The sequence below is a fragment of the Salegentibacter salarius genome, assembly GCF_900168265.1.
GTDB lineage: Bacteria > Bacteroidota > Bacteroidia > Flavobacteriales > Flavobacteriaceae > Salegentibacter > Salegentibacter salarius.
In genome coordinates, this window is record NZ_FVZF01000005.1 from 75,875 (window position 1) to 98,303 (window position 22,429).

The following is a 22,429-nucleotide window of genomic DNA, read 5'->3' on the forward strand; positions in this document are numbered from 1 at the left end:
AATTAGGTGTTTATTCTTCATTTAATAATTGATCTAAGGCTGCAAGATCTGTCACTAAAACCTGCCTGGCTTTACTGCCTTCAAAAGGTCCTACAATTCCCGCCGCTTCTAATTGATCTATGATCCTGCCGGCGCGGTTGTAACCAAGTTTTAATTTACGTTGCAGCAAAGAAGCCGAGCCTTGTTGAGCGGTAACGATCACTTCAGCTGCTTCCCTAAAGAGTTTATCTCTTTCACTTACATCTATATCAACACCTGTGCCACTATCATCTGCTTCGTAGGCAGGAAGTTGGTGTGCTTCCGGATAAGCTTTTTGAGAACCTATAAACTCTGTTATCTTATCAACTTCGGGAGTGTCTACAAAAGCACATTGTAGCCTTTTCAATTCATTTCCCTGGGTAAAAAGCATATCTCCGCGACCAATTAGCTGATCTGCGCCCTGGCCATCTAAAATAGTTCTGGAATCTATTTTTGAAGTTACTCTAAAGGCAATTCTCGCCGGGAAGTTAGCTTTTATAATACCGGTAATTACGTTTACCGAGGGTCTTTGGGTAGCAATAATTAAGTGAATACCAATTGCACGGGCTAACTGCGCTAAACGGGCAATAGGGGTTTCTACCTCTTTCCCGGCAGTCATAATCAAATCGGCAAATTCATCTACGACCAGAACAATATAAGGTAGGAATTTATGGCCCTCTTCCGGATTTAATTTTCTTGCTTTAAACTTAACATTGTATTCTTTGATGTTACGAACCATCGCATTTTTAAGCAGTTCGTAGCGATCATCCATTTCAATACACAAGGAATTTAGTGTATTAATTACCTTGGTATTATCAGTAATAATTGCGTCACCTGAATCTGGCAGTTTTGCGAGATAATGGCGTTCAATTTTATTAAAAAGCGTAAGCTCTACTTTTTTAGGATCTACCAGTACAAATTTTACTTCAGCAGGATGTTTGCTATAGAGTAGGGAAGTAAGAATGGCATTTAATCCAACCGATTTACCCTGACCTGTTGCACCGGCCATAAGCATATGCGGCATTTTTGCAAGGTCTACCACGAAGGTTTCGTTAGAAATAGTTTTTCCTAAAGCCATTGGTAATTCCATCTCAGCATTCTGGAATTTAGGTGAAGCAATCACCGAACGCATCGAAACAATGGTAGAGTTTTTATTGGGAACCTCTATACCTATAGTCCCTTTACCCGGAATTGGCGCAATAATCCTAATACCCAATGCCGAAAGGGAAAGCGCAATATCGTCTTCCAGGTTTTTAATTTTTGAAATTCTAATCCCTGCTTCGGGTACAATTTCGTATAAAGTTACCGTTGGGCCAACCGTAGCTTTAATTTGGGCAATTTCGATTTTGTAGTTTTTAAGCGTGTCTACAATACGGTTTTTATGTTCTTCCAGTTCTTCCTGGTCTACCGTAATACCGCCACCATATTCCTGGAGCAATTCCAGGGTAGGAAATTTATAATTACTTAATTCTAAAGTAGGATCAAATTCCCCAAAATCTTTAACGATCTTATTGCTGATCTTATCTTCTTCTACTTCTTCTTCCTCGGTGGTTTCTACTTCCATTTCCACTTCGCCACTATCTTCTTTCTTTGCGGGTTTAGGCGAAGGAGAAGGGATTTCTTCTTTTGGAGGTGTTTTTTCCAGTTTTATTTCTGCGGAAGTTTTTTCGGCAGGTTTTTCTTGTTTTGGCGCAACTTGTTCTTTCCAGTCGGTTTCTTCTTCGGTAGCCGAAATTTCTTCTTTATTTGATTGAAATTCTTTGTTTAGGCTTTCTTTCTTAGACTTCACAAAACCGCCAATCAATTCGGGGGTTAATTTTAATCTTAAGCTTAAATAGGCAATAAACAGGAATAACATTAATAAAATAGTTCCGAAGAAACCTAAATAATCCTGAAGAAAATCGTTCATTTCATAACCTATTCTTCCGCCTAATAGTGGATTTTTAGCAGCAAAAAAACCGAAGAAAATAGCTAGCCACAACATAATTAAAATTCCCCAAAACCAGGATTCCCTTAGTTTGGTAGATTTTACGCCAAGAAATAAATGAAATCCGCTGTAGCTTACCAAAATTGAAAAGATAAAAGCGGCAACGCCAAATCCTTTATACATAAAAAAGTCGCTAACTGAAGCGCCAAATTTACTTAGCCAGTTTTTGGTTTCTACTTCGCGATTTGAGAATTCACCAAGCGTGCTTTGGTCTACCTCCCAATTGAATAAAAATGAGATGAATGCGACACTTAAAGCCAGGCCGAATAACATTAAAAAACTACCTAAAACTACCTTTTGTTGCCGGTTAAGTTTGAAGGAAAATTTAGTCGACTTTTTCCCGGTGTTTGTTTTAGTCCTGGTTTTCTTTTTGGCCATAGATGATTTGAAGGATTTTGAGCAAAAATACAAATTAGCCCCTTCTAAAATAAAGAAAATTGACTTCAGTTTAGAGGAGGTTATTTTATAAGCTTAAACGTTCAAATCTAAGCAATTATTTTTTGAGAAGTAACGCTTCAAATAATTCAGAATTTAAGTGCCTTAGGTTCTGAAAGCTAGACTATAATTTATTTTAAAAAATGTAGGGAAAGTAAATAAATGCTCCAATAATTACCGCGATTATAGCTGCTATAAAAACCGCTCCCGCCGCAATATCTTTAATATGGCCAATCTTACTATGAAAATCTGGATGCACAAAATCTGCCATAGCTTCCAACCCGGAATTTAAACCTTCAGCAGTCATCACCAGGCCTATGGCTACAAACTGAAACATCCATTCGGTTTTCGTGATTTCAAAGAAATAGCCGGCAATACACATGATTATGGCAAGCACAAATTGCACCTGTATACTCTGCTCGTGTTTTAATAACAACCAGGCTCCTTTAATGGCATAGCCGCCTCCTCTTATTCTTTTTCCGAGGAAACTATCCCGCATTATAACAGGGTTTTAAGTGCAGCAAGATAATCTGGTTCTTCACCAATCTCCGGAACTTGTTGGCTATGAATAACGTTTCCGTTTTCATCTAATACAATTACAACCCTGGAAAGCAAAGCCTCAAAAGGACCATCCATAATTTCCAGGCCGTAATCTTTTCCGAAGTTTCTATCTCTAAAGTCAGATAGGTTGATGACATTATCTAAACCTTCATCATCTACAAAACGTTTTTGAGCAAAAGGTAGATCTCGTGAGATACAAAGCACGACCGTATTTTCAAGTTCTGTAGCACGTTCGTTAAACTTTCTTACAGAGGTTGCACAAACCCCGGTGTCTATACTTGGGAAGATATTTAAAATAACGCGCTTTCCTTTAAAATCGTTTAAAGTTGCGGTACTAAGATCAGATTTAATAAGTTCAAAATGGGGAGCTCTTTCGCCTTTCTCGGGTAGGCTACCATAGGTGTTTATTTTTTCACCTTTTAATGTTATTTGCGACATGGATGTTTTCTATTAAATTGGATTGATAAATTTAGAACATCTGTTTTAGGGATTTACTAAAATTATCATAAAAACAAAGGGCTGCCTAAATATAAGGCAGCCCTCTTTAAAATATAATTAAAATGCGATTTTCTAACGGTCTATAGAACCAACTACTTTTTGCATAAAGTTATTACAGGCATCTTTTTCTGGCGTTCCACCATCAATAGAATGCTTAACTTCTACAGCTCCGCATAGATTCGAGATCAATTCACCTATCACATCCATTTCCTCGTCTTTTACCGAACGATGTTCCGTATAACTTTCAAGTACTTCTATGGTATGCTCCAATTTTTGAGCTTCGTTCTCGCGTGCTAAATGTTTAATTACTGGTAACTTCATTTACTAGGTCTTTTAGAGGTTCAAATTTGTTAGTTTGCACCTGATTAACGAAACTTCCGTTTTTAAAAGTGGCAAAAGTTGGTAGGTTATCTACCTTGGCCAGTTTTCTGGATTCCGGATATTTTTCGGCATCTACCATCAAGAACGTTGCGTTCTCATTTTCTGAAGCTAATTTCTTGAATTTAGGCTTCATTAATCGGCAGTTACCGCACCATCCGGCCATATACTGTACCACAACGGTTTCGTTATCTGAAACTATTTCGTTTAAATTATCCTGTTCTAATTCTTTTATCATAACAATCTCTTTCCCTTTTTTCTTAGTTTAAGCTTAGGTAAGAAGCAACTCCGTCTCTATCGGCATTCATTGCGTCTTTACCTTCTTCCCAGTTTGCAGGACAAACCTCACCTTTTTCCTGTACGTGAGTGTAAGCATCTACAAGTCTTAAGAATTCTGCTACGTTTCTACCTAATGGCATATCGTTTACACCTTCGTGAAAGATTTTCCCTTCCTCATCAATAAGGTATGTAGCACGGTAAGTTACGTTGTCTCCTTCTAGAGTAAGATCTCCGGTTTCTTCATCATAAGATTCTCCGGTAATATCTAGAATTCCAAGACGGGAACTTAGATTTCTGTTAGAATCTGCAAGAATTGGATATTTAACGCCTTCAATTCCTCCGTTATCTTTTGGAGTATTTAACCAGGCAAAATGTACTTCTGGAGTATCGCAAGAAGCTCCTACTACCATTACATTTCTTTTCTGAAATTCTTCAGCAGCTTTTTGGAAAGCGTGTAATTCTGTAGGGCAAACAAAGGTGAAATCTTTTGGGTACCAGAATAACAATACTTTTTTCTTGTTTTTCTGAGCTTCTTCTAAAATATTTAGTTGAAAGGTATCACCCATTTCATCCATTGCGTTTACGCTTAAGTTTGGAAACTTTTTTCCTACTAATGACATATAAATTCTGTTTTTATTGGTTTAACTTTTATTGTAATTCGAGTACAAATTTAGGGAAAGTTCTCGCTGAAAAAAGTTATTAAAATTTTAAAATACTATCTAAGAATAAGTTTTGTTTATAGGTGTTTCTAAATTGAATAGAAAACTCCTATTTAATAAGTGTAATGCCTATTATTGCTGAAATTCTAAGCCGTTTGAGTTTTTGCAGATTCACTTAATTCCTTGATTTTAATGCCGAAAGCAGCAAAAAGTAAGGTCATAAACGGACTCAAATAATTAAAGAAGGCATAACCCGCGTAACTTAGGGTTGGAACACCTAGAACACCGCTATGATATGCGCCACAGGTATTCCATGGAATTAGCACCGAAGTTACCGTTCCCGAATCTTCTAAGGCTCTACTTAGGTTTTCTGGAGCAAGGCCTTTATCACGGTAAGCCTTTGCGAACATTTTTCCCGGAACTACAATTGCTAAATATTGATCTGAAGCAGTTGCGTTTAAAGCTAAGCAGCTAAAAACTGTACTGGCGAATAAACCAAAGGTGGTATGGAATAAATTTAGCAAAGCTTTACTAATTCTAGCAAGGGCACCAATCGCTTCCATAATTCCTCCAAAAACCATTGCACAAATAATTAGCCAGATAGTTCCAAGCATTCCCGCCATTCCTCCAGAAGAAAATAGATCATTTAAGTTTTTATTATCGGTTTCTATCGCGGTATCTACGGTAATAGCCTGCATAACTCCACGGTAACCGCTAATAAAGTTAAGATCTGTAGTTCCTGCAATTTGCGCTACAATGCCCGGTTGAAAGAATAGGGCAGCGACTGCACCCAAAAGTGTTCCTAGCAATAAAGCGATTAAAGGCGAGGTTTTTTTAACGATTAGTGCAATTACAATTGCCGGAACAAGAAAAAGCCACGGGCTAATTGTAAAAGATTTCTCTATAGAGGTCAGGATCGCAGAAGTATCTGTAGTTCCCGAAGTTTCTAAATTAAAGCCGATGATGACGAAAATAATAAGTGTAATAGTAATAGTAGGAACCGTAGTTAGGGTCATATAGCGAATATGCGTAAACAAATCTGTTCCCGCCATTGCCGGAGCAAGGTTGGTAGTATCACTTAAAGGTGATAATTTATCACCAAAATAAGCTCCGGAAAGAATTGCACCCGCAGTCATCCCTACCGATATTCCCAAAGCTTCAGCTATTCCTATTAATGCAATACCTACGGTTGCTGAAGTAGTCCAGCTACTTCCGGTGGCCACTGAGATCACGGCGCAAATAATCACACAGGCCGCTAAAAATATTGTAGGGTTTAATATTTGTAGTCCATAATAGATCATGGTAGGAATAATCCCTGAAATAAGCCAGGTTCCTGCCAAAGCTCCCACCATTAGAAGAATAAGAATAGCACCGGCTGTACTTTGAATATTTCCGGCAACTTCATCTATCATTTTATCATATTCTACATTATTGAAATAACCAACAATGGCAGCGACAGCGCCACCCAATAATAAAACAAACTGATTGGAACCACTTAGTGCATCATCTCCAAACACAAATACATTAAAAGCAAGCATTGCAATAAGCGCAAAAACGGGAATTAATGCCGGCCAAATACCGAGTTCTTTATTAGTAGGAATTTGTTCAGTTTGAGACGGGTCTTGGTTTTCCATTCAGCTATGAAGTATATGATGAAACCTTTTTTAAAGGTTTTGGTTGAATTTATTTTAATCAATTTTTCACTTTCGCTTGTAATTTTACGATTTTACACGAAAATGAGCAAGTTTTGTATTAAACTATAAATTAATTAAAACCTATAACCAACCCCAAGTTGTACCCCAAAACTGGTAAGTTTTTGATGATAATCTTCTTCCTCAAAAGGAATTACCGCATATCTTCTAAAATTGGGATTTACATATATACTGAAATTATTAAACGCATATTGAGCGCCTAGGCCAAAGCCTACGCCAATTCCTGCTTGTGGGTCTACAGACTCACTCTCTGAATCTTGAAAATCCATCACCGGACCACCATTTACAAAGAAATAATCTAAAAAAGTATAATTGGCAAAAATAGGAATAGAAGTAGTTTGCAATTCTTGCGATCTAGAAGTTTCGCCCGGCCTGGGTAGCGCAGAATTAATCACTACATCGCCTTTCCAGTAGTTAAGTCCTGTTTCCAACGCTAAATTATCGGTTACTTCCAGGAGGTATCGAAATCCAAATTCATAAGAGTTTTCAACATCAGGACTGCTGGCTCCATCAAGATCTTCACCTCTTAATAATTTGCTATCAGTTATTCCAAAATACAGTCGAACTTCATTTTGGGTTTGTGAAAAAGCGCTAAGGCTAAAAAATGCAAGAAATAGGGGGAGAAATAGTTTTTTCAAAGTTTTATTTTTTGTGAATATACAAAAAAGAAGAAGTTCGGAAATACTGCCCGTAAATTAGACAGTAAATCCGAACTATTTTTAAGAATGATAAAGCTTGTAATTAATTGAAAACTCCTACTTCCTGCATACAGGATTTCATCATTTTATAAGTGCGTTCTATATCGTTATCCAAACCAATAGAAAATCGAATTAAACCGTTACTTAAGCCCATTTTTTCCTGTTCTTCTATGGGGATTTCCGAAGAAGTAGAACTACCGGGTGCACTAAAAAGTGTTTTGTAAAAACCTAAACTTACCGCCAGGTAACCCAAATTTTTCTCCTGCATAAGTTCCATCAATTCATTGGCTTTTTCCAGGCTACCAACATCTATGGTCAATAAACCTCCAAACCCATAATCTTGATTCATCATTCTTTTAAAGGTTTCATGGCCCGGATGATCTTTTAAACCCGGATAAACTGTTCTTAAGCCATCTTGCTGAAATTTCTCAGCCAGGAACATGGCATTTTTGCTATGTTGTTTAATCCTAATGTGTAGTGTTCTTAAGTTCTTTAAAACCGAAGCCGCTCGCATACTATCCATCGTGGGACCTAATAGCATATTTGCACCATCGTTCACACTGCGCAGGGCGTTGATAAACTCCTGGCTGCCGCAGGTCACACCGCCAACAGTATCGCTGCTACCGTTAATGAATTTGGTTAAACTATGAATTACCACATCGGCACCCAATTCTTTCGGACTAATGGAAAGTGGAGAAAAGGTATTATCTACTACAAAAGTAAGCTGATGTTTTTTCGCGATCTTAGCCAATGCTTCAATATCGGCAACTTCCAGCAAGGGATTGCTTACAGATTCGCAGTATAGAACTTTGGTGTCTTTGGTGATCGCTGCTTCAACCTGTTCAAGATTGGTGATATCTACAAAGGAAGTTTGAATATTAAACTTCGGGATAAAATTCTTCATAAAAGCATAGGTCCCACCGTAAACGGTTCGGCTGGAAACAATATGATCGCCGGCCTGGCATAATTGGAGCAGGGTAGAAGTGATAGCGCCCATCCCACTTGCCGCAACATTTGCGGTTTCGGTACCTTCCATTGCTGCAAGCGCCTCGCCTAAATATAAATTTGAAGGAGAAGAATGCCTGGAATAAAGGTAGCAACCTTCTGCATTTCCTTCAAAGGTATCGAACATTGTTTTTGCCGAAAGAAACGTATAGGTAGAGGAATCGGAGATTGAAGGATTTACACCTCCATATTCTCCAAAATATTGAAGATCCTGAATATTATCTGCAGGTTTATATTTCATTTTTACTGAATTTTAGGTTTATATAAAATTAAGGCTATAAAGAATGAAAGTCAATTGAATGCATTATATTCAGTGAATAAAACTATATAAATTATATTTAGTAGAATTATAATCTATATTAAGGCGTTAATTACTTCAGCTTAGAAAAATTTTCAGTATGAAATTAGACCAAAAAGATCTTCAGATCTTAAAACACTTGCAACAGGATAGTAAAATGACCAATAAGGAAATTTCCAACAAGCTGGAACTTTCTGTAACTGCAGTTTTTGAACGTATTAAACGCCTGGAAAGGGAAGGGGTTATTGCAAATTACGTGGCTCTTATTTCTCCCGAAAAGGTGGAAAAGAATTTTATGGTTTTTTGCCAGATAAAACTTATTCAGCATTCCAGATCTTATTTAACGAAGTTTGAAGCCGAGGTCGCAAAGCTTTCCGAAGTTTTGGAATGTTACCATGTTAGTGGTGAGTATGATTATATTCTAAAAGTTCTGGTAAAGGATATGGAAGCCTATCGAGAATTTATGGTAACTAAACTCACCAACCTTGACCATATAGGGAGTACCCAAAGTACTTTTATAATCTCACCGGTAAAAAGCACAACTGCTGTCCCGCTATAACTTAATAATGAAATAAGTAATTATTTCGTCAATAAATTAAACTTATGTCTAAGTAATAAGTTATATGTTAGTATTTATTTAAAATAAATTTTATTTTTTTTATGAAAAATTTAATTGCCTGAAATATATCGTTTTATAATTCTCTTTAATTCCTATTTCAAAACTCTTTAATTTATTGAATATTAATCAAGTAAAATATGTTCTAGCTCATCTTCTAAAGTGAAAATTATACAGATTTTCTCTTCATAAATCAGTTCTTAATCGCCTTTCTAATTGATTTTCAGGCTAAAAGGCGCTTAGGGTGCGAAAAAAAATGGTATATTAACAAGCAGCGAATCTAAGCCCGGCCCCTACACTATTTCTACTTAGCCCGCTAGTTTTTTGATTAAGCATTCAACTGAACAACCATTTATTTATGACTGAAGAGCAAACAAAATCTCAGCAGCTCCATGACAGGAGAAAAAATATTGTAGCCAACGGAGTTGGTGTTTTCAATACGGCCACGGTAAGCAAGGCCAAAGGAGCAATAATTACAGATGTAGACGGAAAAGAACATATAGACTTCGCCGGTGGTATAGGCGTTGTGAATGCGGGTCATTGCCCACCGCCTGTGGTAAAAGCTATACAGGAGCAGGCTGAAAAATATCTGCACACCAGTTTTAATGTAGTTACTTACGAGCCTTATATAAAACTCTGTGAAGAGCTTGCAGAAATACTTCCGCACGGCGATCATACTAAAGCGATGCTTATTAGTACCGGTGCTGAGGCTGTAGAGAACGCTATTAAAATTGCACGCCAGGCCACAAAAAGACCCGCAGTAATTTGTTTTACCGAAGCTTATCACGGGCGCACCCTAATGGGAATGAGTCTTACCAGTAAAGTGAATTATAAATTCTTTTCTGGTCCTTTTGCTCCTGAAGTTTACCGAATCCCTTTTCCTAATTTTTACAAATATCATGGCACGCAGAATATGGATGAGTTTGTGGAAACGGAGCTCAACCGACTTAAAGACAGTGCCCATAGTATGGTAGATATTGATAGCGTGGCTGCAATAATTGTAGAGCCAATTCAGGGGGAAGGAGGTTTTAATCCAATTCCTCAAAAATATATGGAAGGCCTTCGCTCATTTTGTGACCAGCATGGCGTTATGCTAATTTTTGATGAAATTCAAAGTGGTTTCTGCCGTACGGGGCATTGGGCAAGCTGGCAACATTATGGCGTGCAACCCGATATAAGCACCTATGCAAAATCTATGGGCTCGGGGCTTCCAATTGCCGCTGTACTTGGTAGAGGCGAAATTATGGATGCTGCTTTACCCGGAACTATTGGCGGCACCTACATTGGCAGTCCTGTTTGTTGTGCTGCAGCTTTAGCTACTATACAATATATGAAGGATGAAAACCTTAACGAGCGGGCGGTTTATATAGGTAAGATTATTACAGAGCGGTTGGAGAAATTCCGAAAAGAATGTCCTGAAATTGGAGATGTAAGAGGATTGGGTGCAATGATAGGGATTGAATTTATAAAAGATAATGATCCCGGGAAACCGCATACCGATTTATGCGCCAGTATTGTAAAAGGTTGCGCCGAAGAAGGCTTAATTCTTATAAGTGCCGGTACTTTTAAAAATGTTTTAAGGATATTATGTCCCCTGGTTATTACCGAAGAGCAGTTAAACAAGGCGCTGGATATTCTGGAAAACCAAATTCGAAAACATACTTAAGTTTTAAAATACCACTTGAAGTTCTATCAAAAGTAATTTTCAGGAGGATAAAGTGCGTAAAATTTTACGCATTAAAAAATATCAGCTGATCAGTTTTTTTGAAAACTTGGAAGAGATCGATCAGGAAATCCGGTGGAAATATTTTCTACGGAAAACAAGAAATAAAAATATATGAATCCATTTGCAATAGCAGGAATACAAATGAAGGTTTCCGCAGTCGCTTCTAATGTAGAAATGATGAAGCTGAAACTTGATATAACTATGAGTCTTTATCCCTGGGTAGATATGGTAGTGTTTAGCGAGTTATGTGGCTACGGCCCATTAACCCACAATGCTCAGGAGATTCCGGGAGAATTTGAGAAGGAAATGCAGGCAATGGCCAAAAAGCACGGAATTTGGTTATTGCCGGGTTCTATTTTTGAAAAAAGCGAAGGTAAGATCTATAATACCGCCACCGTGATTAATCCTGAAGGTGAGGTTGTTACGCGGTATAGAAAAGTTTTTCCTTTTTATCCTTATGAAGTAGGAGTAACTCCGGGTGCGGGATTCTGTGTATTTGATGTTCCCGGAGTAGCAAAATTCGGATTATCTATATGTTATGACATGTGGTTTCCTGAAACCGTGCGAACCCTGGCCGTGATGGGAGCAGAAGTTATTTTGCACCCAACCATGACGGGTACTATAGACCGCGATATAGAATTATCTATTGTAAGGGCTATGGCGGCTGTAAATCAGTGTTATTTCTTCGATGTAAACGGATTGGAATCCGGTGGAAATGGTAGGTCACTGGTTTGCGGTCCCGATGGTCGCGTGATTTACCAGGCAGAAGGTAATGAGGAGATCTTTCCGCTGGAACTTAATATCAATCGGGTGCGCCGAAGTCGGGAACTTGGGGTATTGCGCTTAGGGCAACCTTTAAAAAGTTTTAGAGATCATATAGGTGATTTTCATATTTATCAAAAGGGAGCTGAGCTGCCATATCTTAATTCTTTAGGACCACTTATTAAACCTACAAGATTAGACAGCCTGGCAAAATTAAAAATGAAAGAACATGAATACGAACCACCGGAAAACCCTACAGGATATAAAGGATTTGGAGGATAATTAAAAACAGCACAATGGGAGGAACAACGAGAAGAAAACAAAAAGAGGATACACCTGTAAAAGATTTTATAAGCTGGTTTGAAATTCCCGCAATCAATTTTCAACAGGCGGTAGACTTCTATAATCGCATCTTTAAGATGGATATGGAAACCCAATTTGACGGGAATTATGCCATGGCATTTTTTCCGGCCGAAAAAGGTATTGGGGGAGCTATTGTTACCGGTCCAAATTCTATTCCCGGTGTAATTGGTCCTTTGCTTTATCTCAATGCCGGTAAAGACCTTAATCGTATTCTTAAAAGAGTTGAACCAGCAGGAGGCAGGGTTGTAATGACCAAAACCTTAATAAATCCGGAGTCTGGACATTTTGCCATTTTTATTGATTCTGAAGGAAACAAACTAGCCCTACATTCAAAAGATTAATTATGCCAGAGAATAAAATAGACAGTTCACATTACTATAATATCGCTCAATTTAGAGTAGAATCCTGGAATGACTTAAAAAATGAGTCGACCAAACTTTATTCTTCCCCTCGCGGTTCAGAAGACGAAAAATTATATAAAAAGAATCTTCGGAAATTATTAAAAGATATTGAAGGAGTAGAGTGTTATTTTGCTTTTCCGGGTTTGTCTTGTTTAGAGTCGCTGCGGGCAATGTTAGACAGGCATGAGCATACCGCGCTTTCCAATAAAATTGCTGAGATTACCAAGAACCTGGTAAGTGACAGGTATAGAAGTAATCCAGATTTCCTTGAAGATGATGATCCAACCGTTGAAATAAGCGATAAAGGGGATCGCGCTGAAGTTTCCAGGAAAACTTATTTTGAAGTGATGTTCGTAGAAGATGTTTCTCATGCAGAAGATAGTAAACTAAGGCATGATCTAAAAGAACTTAGGCTTTCTAACGAGCAATTTGCGTATGGGATTGTGGTGCAACGTTCGTTTGAAGATGCTTTGATCGCGCTTCAGTTTAATTACAATATACAGGCGGTAGTAATTCGATATGCACCTCCGTACCATTCCAAAAAGATCACTCCGGTGATCAAACCTTTTATTCAGAATATTCTAAAATTAGATTTCGCTTCCAGGACTCCAAAGGAATTAGGACCAATTTTGGGTATGATAATTAAGAAATTCAGGCCAGAACTGGATACCTATTATGTAACTGATACCGCTTTAGGGAATTTAAAAGACAGTACTTTAAAAACTTTCAGAAGAATATTCTATCGGGCTGAAGATTTGCAAGAACTTCACCTAACTATTATAAGAGGAATAAGTGAGCGTTTTGAAACTCCTTTTTTCTCGGCTTTAAAAGATTACAGTAAGAAACCTACCGGGATTTTTCACGCAATGCCAATTTCCCGAGGTAACTCGGTTTTTAAATCCAGATGGATCAACGATTTCGGGAATTTTTACGGGCGGAATATGTTTTTGGCCGAAACATCTTCCACCACCGGCGGATTGGACTCTCTGTTGCAACCAACCGGTTCACTAAAAAAAGCGCAGCAAAAAGCCAGTGAAGCCTATGGTTCCAGAAACACATATTTTGTAACCAATGGTACTTCTACGGCTAATAAAATTGTAGTGCAAGCCCTGGTAAAACCAGGCGATGTGATCTTAATTGATAGAGATTGCCATAAATCTCATCACTACGGACTCGTTTTGGCAGGAGCTTACCCGGTTTACCTGGATTCTTATCCTATAGAAGAATATTCTATGTATGGAGCAGTTCCGTTGGAGCAGATCAAAGAAAAATTATTGCAATTAAAAAAGGCAGGAAGGTTAAACCTCGTGAAAATGCTTTTACTTACCAACTGTACTTTTGACGGCCTGGTTTATAATGTAGAAAGGGTAATGCAGGAAATACTGGCTATTAAACCAGATATGATTTTCTTATGGGATGAAGCCTGGTTTGCTTTTGCCGGTTTCACTTATAATTATAAGCAGCGTACAGGAATGTTTGTGGCCCAGAAATTATGTGATAAATACCAAAGCAATAGTTACCGCGAAGAATACAAGGCCCATATTAAAAGCCTGAAAAAGAATGAAATTCCCAGATTACCAGATCCTGATAAGGTGAAAATTAGGGTGTATTCTACTCAAAGTACGCATAAAACACTCAGTAGTTTCCGGCAGGGCTCCATGATACATATCTGGGATGAGGAATTTCGAAAAAAGAGCGAGAATACCTTTATGGAGGCTTATATGACGCATACTTCCACTTCCCCTAATTACCAAATGTTGGCTTCGCTGGATGTTGGTAGAAGACAGGTGCAATTTGAAGGTTATGAGTTGGTGGAAAAAAGTATAGAATTGGCGATGGTGCTAAGAGCCAAGATCAACGATCATCCCAAGCTTAAGAAATATTTTGATGTATTAACCATCAGTAATTTTATCCCTCAACAACATCGAAAATCAGGTATTAAGGAATATTATAATTCTAACGATGGTTGGAACAGGATGGAAGCCGCCTGGGAGCAGGATGAATTTGTGTTAGATCCTACCAAAATTACTTTACACATTGGTAGAACAGGGGTAGATGGAGATACTTTCAAAAATAAATATTTGATGGATAAGTTTAATATTCAAATTAATAAAACCTCCAGGAATACGGTTTTATTTATGACGAATATAGGAACCACCAGGGGAAGTGTAACTTATTTGACCAATGCCTTGTTAAAGATAGCCGATGAGTTAGATGAGGAATTTAAAACGCTTAGTGAGAAAGAGGGCAGGAACCGTAAAGACCGTATAAAATCCTTAACCGAAGATTTTCCTCCATTACCCGATTTTAGTTATTTCCACCATTCTTTTCAGGCCGTTCCGGGTGTGCCGGGAGGAAATATAAGAGAAGCTTTTTTTCTCGCTTATAATGAAGAGAATTATGAATATATGCCACTAACAGATTGTTTGCCGGCGATGGAAGAGAATAGGATACTTGTGGCCTCTTCTTTTATAATCCCTTATCCGCCGGGATTCCCCGTGCTTGTACCGGGGCAGGTGGTGAGCAAGGAAATAATAAGATTTCTTACTGCTTTAGACGTATCTGAAATTCACGGCTACCGGGCAGATCTTGGTCTTAGAGTTTTCAGGGATAATGTGCTTAACCGGCAGAAAACAGTGAGTTCAATGGGCTCTATGGGAAATAATTCTAAGAAAAAATTACTAACCTAAAAAACTAAATTATGGAATCTAAGAAACCAAAAGCGTCCAATAAAAAGGGAGCTGCTAATAAAAAGAAATCAGCAATTAAAACAGGAACTGACAGAACTAAAATTCCAATTACAGGAAAAGCTCATAAAGCTAAAGAACAGGGTGGTTCCGCAGAAAAGTCAAAGAAGTCAACCTCAAAATCGCCTGTAAAGAAAAGTCCGGCCAAACGGAAAACCTCGTTAGCTTCCAAAAAACCATTGGTCCAAAAGAAACCTCAAAATACTTCAGTATCTGAATTAAGTGGAGTTTCCGATATCCGAAGGTCTTTTCATAAAAATGAAGAACCCCTTTACTTTATAAGTGCGACCAATTTTAATCTTCTGGGAGCCGATGAATGGATAAAAGGTTTTAAGTTCATTACCTATATCGAATGTTTTGATGGTTTACATCCAAATGTATTTTCTCCAAAAAATGAGATCCCACACGATGATTTTGAAGGTATTGAAGATATTAATAATTATCTATTACAACATCCCGAAGTTCAGGACTATCTTAAAACAAGATCTGTAGACGGGAGAGCCGGGAAAGCAATGTTTTTGATGTTCAATGAGAAAACTGAAGTGCTTGCAGAGAAACTCGGCTTGGAAATTATGTTTCCCACCGCTGAAATGCGAACTTTCCTGGATAATAAAGTAAACACCAATCGTATTGCAGAAAAAGCAGGGGTAGCCTGCGTGCCATACGTTTTGACCAAAATTGATAGCTACGAGCATTTAAGAGAAGTTTCTAAACATCTTAGCAACGATTTAGTTATACAAACTCCGTTTGGCGATTCCGGCCATACCACCTTCTTTATCTCTAACGAAGAGCAATATGATAAACACGCAGAAGAGATCGAGAAAGAAGAGGAAGTTAAGGTAATGAAACGTATTCGTTGTAGGGGTTCTGCTATAGAAGCTTGTGTTACCCGTCACGGAACAATTGTAGCACCGCTAATGACAGAATTGGTAGGATTTAAGGAACTTACACCTTATGAAGGTGGATGGTGTGGTAACGAAATTTACCCTAATGCATTTACTCCCGAGCTAAGAGAGAAAGCAATAGAATACACCCAATTATTTGGAAACCAGTTGCGGGAAGAAGGTTACAAAGGCTATTTTGAATTAGACTTTTTAATAGATCAGGATAATGGGGAGATCTATTTAGGCGAATTGAATCCAAGAGTTACGGGCGCAAGTTCTATAACCAACCACGCCGTGTTTGCCCTGGCAGATGCACCTCTATTTGTTTTCCATATTTTAGAATGGATGGATATAGATTATGAACTTGATATTGATGCTATAAATGATCGCTGGGCACGCCAGGAAAATATAGATGGCTGGAGCCAGTTAATTGTGAAGCATACCGAAGATACCATAGAATACGTTACAAAGGCACCAAGTTCAGGAATCTATAGAATGTATGATACCGGGCATATTCAGTTTGATAGAATGGATACGCACCGTAGAGCAGTAGAGAATGAAAATGAAGCTTTTTTCTTACGAATAAGCAGAAAAGGTGATTATCTATACGAAGGAGCCGATATGGGAATATTGGTAAGTCGTGGTCGTATGATGACCGATGATTTTAGACTTAATAACAGGGCAAAACATTGGATTAAGGCCATTAGGGGGCAGTATGCTTCAGAAGTGGTAGAGGATAAAAAGAAACCAAAACTATCAGGAACTTTAACTAAATAATATGCTGGATTTTAGAAAGTTCAAAGCAAATTAAAACTATTTTGCGAAACCTTTCTAAGAGAGGCGATTATTTAAAATTTAAATTTATGCAATTACATTTCAATGCTATTTCCGAACCCGGCAAACCGGGAACCAAATGGCAAAGATTATATAAAACTCACTGGCCGGCTTATAAGAACTGGCTTAATTCTAAAGGGACGGTTAATTATCCAGACCTAAAGACTTCGCAGGCAGCACTTAAAAAATATATGCCGGAGATGTGGCCTACTTATCAGCGTTTGTGCAAATTAGCAAAAGGTGATAAGGTAGCGGCACGTTTTTTAACGGGTTTTCAGCCGCCGGCTTATATAAGTGGCTGTTCACAGGCGGTTACCACCGGGAAGGATATCCAGCTAGTTAGAAATTACGATTTTCATCCAGATCTCATGGAGGGCACACAATTGCTCACCTGCTGGAATAAGAAGAAAGTAATCGCCACCAGCGATTGCCTTATTGGAGCTGTAGATGGTATGAACGATGGTGGCCTGGCTGTTTCTCTAACTTTTGGAGGAAGAAAAGAAGTAGGAGTAGGCTTCGGTATTCCTTTTATTCTGCGTTATGTGTTGGAATTTTGCAGTAATGTTGATGAAGCTGTCGCGGCTTTAACTAGGATTCCCTCGCATATGTCTTATAACGTCACCGTTGTAGATAAAACAGGTAAATTCAAAACCGTTCAACTGGCGCCAGATAAAACTCCTGTAATTACTGATGCCTCTTTTACTACTAATCACCAGGGAATTATAGACTGGCCGGAAAATGCTGCTTTTAATAAAACGCTGGAAAGGTCTTCTTTTCTGAAAAAGATGCTTTCAGTTAAAAATGTGAATTCAAATCAGGTAGCTGATGCCTTTCTAAAGGCACCACTTTACAATACCAAGTTTAAGGAAGGTTTTGGAACTCTATTTACCTCTGTATATCGCCCATTAGAAGATAAAGTTATACTTCGCTGGCCGGGAACTTCGGTAGTGCAGACTTTCGATGATTTCCAGGAAGTATATAGACTTATAAATTATAAACAGGCTAAAGTTGCACCAGAATTGTGGAAACAAGAAGTTGTGGAAACCATTAAAACGGTAGAAGATCCTTTCGAAGAGCAAACTGTGCAAAATGTGGAATGGCAGGAGACTCTAACTGAAATTATGGTAAATGCCATGGCCCAGGCTCATCCGTCGACAAATGAACAGGAACTTGAAAAATTAAGAGGTGAAATAATTGATAATGGAGAAGTATCCTGGCAGGCAGTAGCCGGCTTTTGGAGTAAAATGGGTTCGGGATATGCTGATAGTTGGACAAGTTAAACGGCAGTAATTTTTTTCTAAAAGCCGTAAAAAAAGGAAAAAATTATCCAATTATCATCCTGAACTTGTTTCAGAGGCTGCTCCGAAATTTATTCGGAGATCTAACTTGTTGGAGTTCCTCAGGCCTTTTTGCCAATTTTCAACAACTATTTAAAATAAAACACAATGGAATTTTATAGCGTAAACCCTTACAGTGGGAAGCAAGTTGGAAAATATACGGCACAAACCAGGGAAGAAACAATAAAGGCTCTGGATCAATCTGGAGAAGCTTTTAAAGACTGGAGTAAACAGCCGCTTTCTTACAGAACCGAACTTTTACAAAAAGCTGGGCAGGTATTAAGAGATAAGCTGGAGGAATATGCCAAAATGATCACCCAGGAAATGGGAAAACCAATTTCTGAATCTAGGGCTGAGGTTAACAAGTGCGCCTGGGTTTGTGATTATTATGCTGAAAATGCTTCAGATTTTCTTCAGCAGGAAGAAATAAAAACTGATGCAACTCATAGTTATGTAAGGCACGACCCTATAGGAAGTGTTTTCGCCATTATGCCCTGGAATTTCCCATTCTGGCAGGTTTTTAGGTTTGCTGCTCCTACACTTACCGCCGGCAACACCGGTATTTTAAAACATGCGCCTAATGTTTTTGGCTGTGCTTTAATGATCGAAGACGTTTTTAAAAAAGCAGGTTATCCGTACGGAGTTTTTCAGAATTTAATTGTGCATCACGATCAAACTGAAATGATCATTGCGCACGATGCCGTTCAGGCGGTTACCCTAACCGGAAGTGAAGCTGCGGGAGCTGCAGTAGCACAGCTTGCGGGCAAATATATTAAAAAAAGTTTGCTGGAATTGGGAGGCAATAATTCTTTTATTGTCTGGGAAGATGCAGATATTGATCAGGCTGTGAAAACTGCTCTAACCGCCAGGATGCTAAATTGCGGACAGAGCTGTATCGCAGCGAAGCGCTTTATTCTGCTGGAAGGAATTTACGATGAGTTTGTTTCTAAATTCAAGGCTGCAGTAAGCGAATTAAAATCTGGCGACACTATGGATGATACTACGCAGGTTGGTCCGCTTGCCAGAAAAGATCTTGCAGATCAACTTCAAAGTCAGGTTAAAAGGTCTGTTGAAAAAGGAGCCGAATTACTACTTGGAGGGGAGCAGAACCAATGTTTCCATCAGCCAACTATTTTAGGAAATGTAAAACCGGGAATGCCCGCTTTTGATGAAGAGACCTTTGGCCCGCTTGCAGCAATGATAAAGGCAAAAAATATTGAAGAGGCTTTTGAACTTTCAGAGAAATCAAAATTTGGATTGGGAACTACGGTTTTCACAAAAAATATTGAAAAAGCTATGCAGATGGCTGATAAGGTTAGTGACGGCGCCTATTTCGTTAATGAACTGGTAAAATCAGATCCCAGGCTTCCGTTTGGTGGAACTAAGCGATCTGGCTATGGACGCGAGCTAGCAAAAGATGGAATGATGGAGTTTGTTAATAAGAAAACAGTTTATGTTAAAGCCTAAAGCATAATTTTTTCCGCATTGGTCATTGCCACGAATAGTTGTACTTTTGTGTTTACTTTGTTCAAAAATCAACACAAAAAATAAAATTATGAGTAAATATGATGTTGCAGTTATAGGTTCTGGCCCTGGAGGATATGTGGCCGCTATACGCTGCGCGCAACTGGGAATGAAAACTGCTATCATAGAAAAATATTCAACTTTAGGAGGAACCTGCCTTAATGTTGGTTGTATTCCAAGTAAAGCTTTACTTGATTCTTCTCACCATTACCACGATGCCGTAAAACATTTTGAAGAACACGGGATAGATATTCCGGGTGAGGTAAAAGTAAACCTTGAGAAAATGATGGAGCGTAAATCTTCAGTAGTAAGTCAAACTTGCGATGGAGTAAAGTTCCTGATGGATAAAAATAAGATTGATGTTTTTGAAGGCGTAGGATCTTTTAAAGATAAAACCCACATCAATATTGAAAAAAACGATGGTGAAACAGAAACTATTGAAGCTGCCAAAACGATTATCGCTACTGGTTCAAAACCGGCAAATCTTCCGTTTATCGAGCTGGATAGAGAACGAATAATTACTTCTACCGAAGCTTTAAAATTAAAGGAGATTCCTAAACACATGGTAGTAATTGGCGGTGGTGTAATTGGTTTGGAATTAGGTCAGGTTTACCGTCGTTTGGGAGCTGAGGTTACTGTTGTTGAATTTTTAGACCGAATTATTCCTACCATGGATGCTGCACTTTCAAAAGAACTTCAAAAGGTGCTTAAGAAACAAGGTGTGAAATTCCATACTTCTACCAAAGTGAAATCGGTAGAGCGTAAAGATGATGAAATCATTATAAAAGCTGACGATAAAAAGGATAAAGAAATTGAAATAAAGGCAGATTACTGTCTTGTTTCTGTAGGCCGTAAACCTTTTACCGATGGTTTAAATGCTGATGCTGCGGGAGTAAAGGTTGATGACAAAGGCAGAATTGAGGTGAACGAACATCTGCAAACCAATACAGATAACATTTATGCTATTGGTGATGTGGTAAAAGGCGCGATGCTGGCTCATAAAGCCGAAGAAGAAGGAACTTTTGTTGCTGAAACTATCGCCGGTCAAAAACCACATATTGATTATAACCTAATTCCGGGTGTTGTTTATACCTGGCCTGAAGTTGCTTCCGTAGGAAAAACCGAAGAACAACTTAAGGAAGATGGCGTTAAATATAAAGAAGGGAAATTCCCAATGCGTGCTCTTGGACGTTCCAGAGCAAGTGGAGATACAGATGGATTTGTAAAAATCCTTGCCGATGAAAAGACCGATGAGGTTTTAGGCGTGCACATGATTGGAGCCCGTACCGCCGATCTTATTGCTGAAGCTGTTACTGCAATGGAATACAGAGCATCTGCTGAAGATATAGCAAGAATGAGCCACGCTCATCCAACTTATGCTGAAGCCGTTAAGGAAGCTGCTCTTGCTGCTACCGATAACCGTGCACTTCACGTATAGGCGATTTTAAAATTAATCTTATAAAAAAAGTGGCTGTTTGAAATTCTATCAAACAGCCACTTTTTTATATTTATAAGAAATCAATTATTCTAAATCTCCAATTTCTTGAGTTCTTTATAGTTTCTATTTAATCTTCTTAGTAGAATTCCGTAAACCACTCGGTAGAATAACCATATCAAGCCGAGGAAAACAGCGAGACCACCAATCATAATTCCGGCAAACATTAGCCACTGGAGCGGAGTAAAACTATATTTCTCCATATCATCCACTACGGTGCTTGAGGTGTGATAATCCATCATAAAATAGGTGTAGATCAAAGCTACCAGGGCAGTGGAAATTAAAATATAGCCTATATAATATTTAACAGTTTTCTTTGTGCGTAAAATGTTTTTCATCAATTCAGCCGCATTATCTGTAGCAGATATTTTTCGGTAATTTTTATAAAAGCAATAGATAAAGAAAAAGGTGATGGCATAATTAATTACATAAGTTGCCACGGTAAATTCTTTTAGGTGAATTTGTTCCATCTCTTCCCAATATTCATGATCTGCCATAAAAATATTTATGACTCCCCAGAATAAAAATTCAATAATACTAATTACAAAAATCCACTTCACTATAGAAGATGAGCGCTTCCACAGCATTTGGTAAATTTGGTCGTAGGAAAGATGCGGAAGGCTGCCTTCTCGTTTTTTCCAGTCTTTTTTTAATAAATCCAATCCATCCATTATTCACTACGGATTTAAAATGTTCTTTAATTTTGTTTTTACCCTGTTCATCTTCACTCTTGCATTCACTTCAGTAATACCAAGGGTTTCAGAAATCTCCCTGTAATTTTTATCTTCGAGATATAAAAAAACAAGGGCCTTTTCAATATCATTTAATTCTTGAATTGCAGAATACATCACTTTTAATTGCTGCTCAGTTTCATCGTCATATTCCTCCGCCTTTATCTTAAAATCTACCGTATCAAAATCCTGAGTCGGTATACTTCTCTTTTTCTTTCGGTATAAAGTAATCGCGGTATTAAGGGCAACACGGTACATCCAGGTGCTAAACTTTGCCTCGCCTCTAAATTTTGGGTAAGCTTTCCAGAGCTGAATGGTAATTTCCTGAAAAAGATCGTTATGCGAATCTTGATTATTCGTATAAATACGGCAAATTTTATGCGCAATATTCTGGTGCTTTTCCAGGTTGGTTACAAACTGATGTTCTAATTCCTTATTCACAATAGTTGGTTAGCACTTATATGTAGCGCAAGTGGTTGCA

General features: G+C 38.2%; 20 protein-coding genes. 9 read left to right on the forward strand and 11 right to left on the reverse strand.

All coding sequences use genetic code 11. The features are described from left to right. Positions 1–10: 10 nt before the first annotated feature. The 9 genes from B5440_RS04700 to B5440_RS04740 all read right to left on the reverse strand — a co-directional run bounded on the left by B5440_RS04700 (position 11) and on the right by B5440_RS04740 (position 8,471). Positions 11–2,383: a DNA translocase FtsK gene (locus B5440_RS04700; protein WP_070055187.1), complete on the reverse strand. Its 2,373-nt coding sequence runs from the start codon at positions 2,381–2,383 to the stop codon at positions 11–13. A gap of 193 nt (positions 2,384–2,576) precedes the next feature. Further along, a complete protein-coding gene (locus B5440_RS04705) occupies positions 2,577–2,939 on the reverse strand; it encodes a diacylglycerol kinase (protein ID WP_070055188.1) in 363 nt (120 codons plus the stop codon). Then, the gene (tpx, locus tag B5440_RS04710) at positions 2,939–3,439 is read right to left on the reverse strand and encodes a thiol peroxidase (protein ID WP_070055189.1); all 501 of its coding nucleotides are present in this window, start codon (positions 3,437–3,439) and stop codon (positions 2,939–2,941) included. The genes B5440_RS04705 and tpx overlap by 1 nt, the downstream gene beginning before the upstream one ends. 132 nt (positions 3,440–3,571) lie before the next feature. Next, complete coding sequence (locus B5440_RS04715) at positions 3,572–3,820, reverse strand: DUF6952 family protein (protein WP_057480713.1); 249 nt, start codon at positions 3,818–3,820, stop codon at positions 3,572–3,574. Continuing rightward, on the reverse strand, positions 3,801–4,115 hold the full coding sequence (locus tag B5440_RS04720; protein ID WP_057480714.1) for a thioredoxin family protein: 315 nt from the start codon (positions 4,113–4,115) through the stop codon (positions 3,801–3,803). Before B5440_RS04720 ends, B5440_RS04715 begins: the two co-directional genes overlap by 20 nt. Before the next feature lie 22 nt (positions 4,116–4,137). Continuing rightward, positions 4,138–4,776 (reverse strand): peroxiredoxin, encoded by a 639-nt coding sequence (locus B5440_RS04725; protein WP_070055190.1) that lies wholly within the window; start codon positions 4,774–4,776, stop codon positions 4,138–4,140. Between the two features lie 185 nt (positions 4,777–4,961). Continuing rightward, positions 4,962–6,449 (reverse strand): Na+/H+ antiporter NhaC, encoded by a 1,488-nt coding sequence (nhaC, locus tag B5440_RS04730; protein WP_070055191.1) that lies wholly within the window; start codon positions 6,447–6,449, stop codon positions 4,962–4,964. Positions 6,450–6,583: 134 nt separating this feature from the next. After that, positions 6,584–7,165, reverse strand: coding sequence for an outer membrane beta-barrel protein (locus B5440_RS04735; RefSeq protein ID WP_070055192.1), 582 nt, complete (start codon positions 7,163–7,165; stop codon positions 6,584–6,586). Positions 7,166–7,268: 103 nt separating this feature from the next. Then, positions 7,269–8,471, reverse strand: coding sequence for an aminotransferase class I/II-fold pyridoxal phosphate-dependent enzyme (locus B5440_RS04740; protein WP_070055193.1), 1,203 nt, complete (start codon positions 8,469–8,471; stop codon positions 7,269–7,271). Between the two features lie 157 nt (positions 8,472–8,628). Here B5440_RS04740 and B5440_RS04745 point away from each other — a divergent pair, with 157 nt between their 5' ends. From B5440_RS04745 to lpdA, 9 genes are all read left to right on the forward strand, one after another. Further along, entirely contained in the window at positions 8,629–9,087 is a 459-nt protein-coding gene (locus B5440_RS04745) for an Lrp/AsnC family transcriptional regulator (protein ID WP_070055194.1), read from the forward strand. A gap of 415 nt (positions 9,088–9,502) precedes the next feature. Beyond that, positions 9,503–10,810 carry an aspartate aminotransferase family protein gene (locus B5440_RS04750; RefSeq protein ID WP_070055195.1) on the forward strand — a complete coding sequence of 436 codons (1,308 nt, stop codon included), beginning with the start codon at positions 9,503–9,505 and terminating at the stop codon, positions 10,808–10,810. Between the two features lie 171 nt (positions 10,811–10,981). After that, complete coding sequence (locus B5440_RS04755) at positions 10,982–11,914, forward strand: carbon-nitrogen hydrolase family protein (RefSeq protein ID WP_070055196.1); 933 nt, start codon at positions 10,982–10,984, stop codon at positions 11,912–11,914. Positions 11,915–11,928: 14 nt separating this feature from the next. Then, positions 11,929–12,336: a VOC family protein gene (locus B5440_RS04760; RefSeq protein ID WP_070055197.1), complete on the forward strand. Its 408-nt coding sequence runs from the start codon at positions 11,929–11,931 to the stop codon at positions 12,334–12,336. Between the two features lie 2 nt (positions 12,337–12,338). Continuing rightward, complete coding sequence (locus tag B5440_RS04765) at positions 12,339–15,086, forward strand: aminotransferase class I/II-fold pyridoxal phosphate-dependent enzyme (protein ID WP_070055198.1); 2,748 nt, start codon at positions 12,339–12,341, stop codon at positions 15,084–15,086. Between the two features lie 11 nt (positions 15,087–15,097). Next, positions 15,098–16,804: a biotin carboxylase gene (locus tag B5440_RS04770; RefSeq protein ID WP_070055199.1), complete on the forward strand. Its 1,707-nt coding sequence runs from the start codon at positions 15,098–15,100 to the stop codon at positions 16,802–16,804. Between the two features lie 86 nt (positions 16,805–16,890). After that, a complete protein-coding gene (locus B5440_RS04775) occupies positions 16,891–18,141 on the forward strand; it encodes a C45 family autoproteolytic acyltransferase/hydrolase (protein ID WP_070055231.1) in 1,251 nt (416 codons plus the stop codon). A gap of 165 nt (positions 18,142–18,306) precedes the next feature. Beyond that, positions 18,307–19,665 carry an NAD-dependent succinate-semialdehyde dehydrogenase gene (locus B5440_RS04785; protein WP_070055201.1) on the forward strand — a complete coding sequence of 453 codons (1,359 nt, stop codon included), beginning with the start codon at positions 18,307–18,309 and terminating at the stop codon, positions 19,663–19,665. 88 nt (positions 19,666–19,753) lie between these two features. Beyond that, a complete protein-coding gene (gene lpdA, locus B5440_RS04790; protein WP_070055202.1) occupies positions 19,754–21,160 on the forward strand; it encodes a dihydrolipoyl dehydrogenase in 1,407 nt (468 codons plus the stop codon). Positions 21,161–21,249: 89 nt separating this feature from the next. Here the strand turns inward: lpdA and B5440_RS04795 are convergent, their stop codons facing one another. Both B5440_RS04795 and B5440_RS04800 read right to left on the reverse strand, forming a co-directional pair. Further along, a complete protein-coding gene (locus tag B5440_RS04795; protein ID WP_070055203.1) occupies positions 21,250–21,888 on the reverse strand; it encodes a hypothetical protein in 639 nt (212 codons plus the stop codon). 6 nt (positions 21,889–21,894) lie between these two features. After that, positions 21,895–22,389 (reverse strand): RNA polymerase sigma factor, encoded by a 495-nt coding sequence (locus tag B5440_RS04800; RefSeq protein ID WP_070055204.1) that lies wholly within the window; start codon positions 22,387–22,389, stop codon positions 21,895–21,897. Positions 22,390–22,429: the final 40 nt, after the last annotated feature.

Bases quoted from the DNA above. Each gene is read 5' to 3' on its own strand.
- B5440_RS04700 (WP_070055187.1), bottom strand. From the start codon at position 2,383: ATGGCCAAAAAGAAAACCAGGACTAAAACAAACACCGGGAAAAAGTCG.
- B5440_RS04705 (WP_070055188.1), bottom strand. From the start codon at position 2,939: ATGCGGGATAGTTTCCTCGGAAAAAGAATAAGAGGAGGCGGCTATGCC.
- tpx (WP_070055189.1), bottom strand. From the start codon at position 3,439: ATGTCGCAAATAACATTAAAAGGTGAAAAAATAAACACCTATGGTAGC.
- B5440_RS04715 (WP_057480713.1), bottom strand. From the start codon at position 3,820: ATGAAGTTACCAGTAATTAAACATTTAGCACGCGAGAACGAAGCTCAA.
- B5440_RS04720 (WP_057480714.1), bottom strand. From the start codon at position 4,115: ATGATAAAAGAATTAGAACAGGATAATTTAAACGAAATAGTTTCAGAT.
- B5440_RS04725 (WP_070055190.1), bottom strand. From the start codon at position 4,776: ATGTCATTAGTAGGAAAAAAGTTTCCAAACTTAAGCGTAAACGCAATG.
- nhaC (WP_070055191.1), bottom strand. From the start codon at position 6,449: ATGGAAAACCAAGACCCGTCTCAAACTGAACAAATTCCTACTAATAAA.
- B5440_RS04740 (WP_070055193.1), bottom strand. From the start codon at position 8,471: ATGAAATATAAACCTGCAGATAATATTCAGGATCTTCAATATTTTGGA.
- B5440_RS04745 (WP_070055194.1), top strand. From the start codon at position 8,629: ATGAAATTAGACCAAAAAGATCTTCAGATCTTAAAACACTTGCAACAG.
- B5440_RS04750 (WP_070055195.1), top strand. From the start codon at position 9,503: ATGACTGAAGAGCAAACAAAATCTCAGCAGCTCCATGACAGGAGAAAA.
- B5440_RS04755 (WP_070055196.1), top strand. From the start codon at position 10,982: ATGAATCCATTTGCAATAGCAGGAATACAAATGAAGGTTTCCGCAGTC.
- B5440_RS04760 (WP_070055197.1), top strand. From the start codon at position 11,929: ATGGGAGGAACAACGAGAAGAAAACAAAAAGAGGATACACCTGTAAAA.
- B5440_RS04765 (WP_070055198.1), top strand. From the start codon at position 12,339: ATGCCAGAGAATAAAATAGACAGTTCACATTACTATAATATCGCTCAA.
- B5440_RS04770 (WP_070055199.1), top strand. From the start codon at position 15,098: ATGGAATCTAAGAAACCAAAAGCGTCCAATAAAAAGGGAGCTGCTAAT.
- B5440_RS04775 (WP_070055231.1), top strand. From the start codon at position 16,891: ATGCAATTACATTTCAATGCTATTTCCGAACCCGGCAAACCGGGAACC.
- B5440_RS04785 (WP_070055201.1), top strand. From the start codon at position 18,307: ATGGAATTTTATAGCGTAAACCCTTACAGTGGGAAGCAAGTTGGAAAA.
- lpdA (WP_070055202.1), top strand. From the start codon at position 19,754: ATGAGTAAATATGATGTTGCAGTTATAGGTTCTGGCCCTGGAGGATAT.
- B5440_RS04795 (WP_070055203.1), bottom strand. From the start codon at position 21,888: ATGGATGGATTGGATTTATTAAAAAAAGACTGGAAAAAACGAGAAGGC.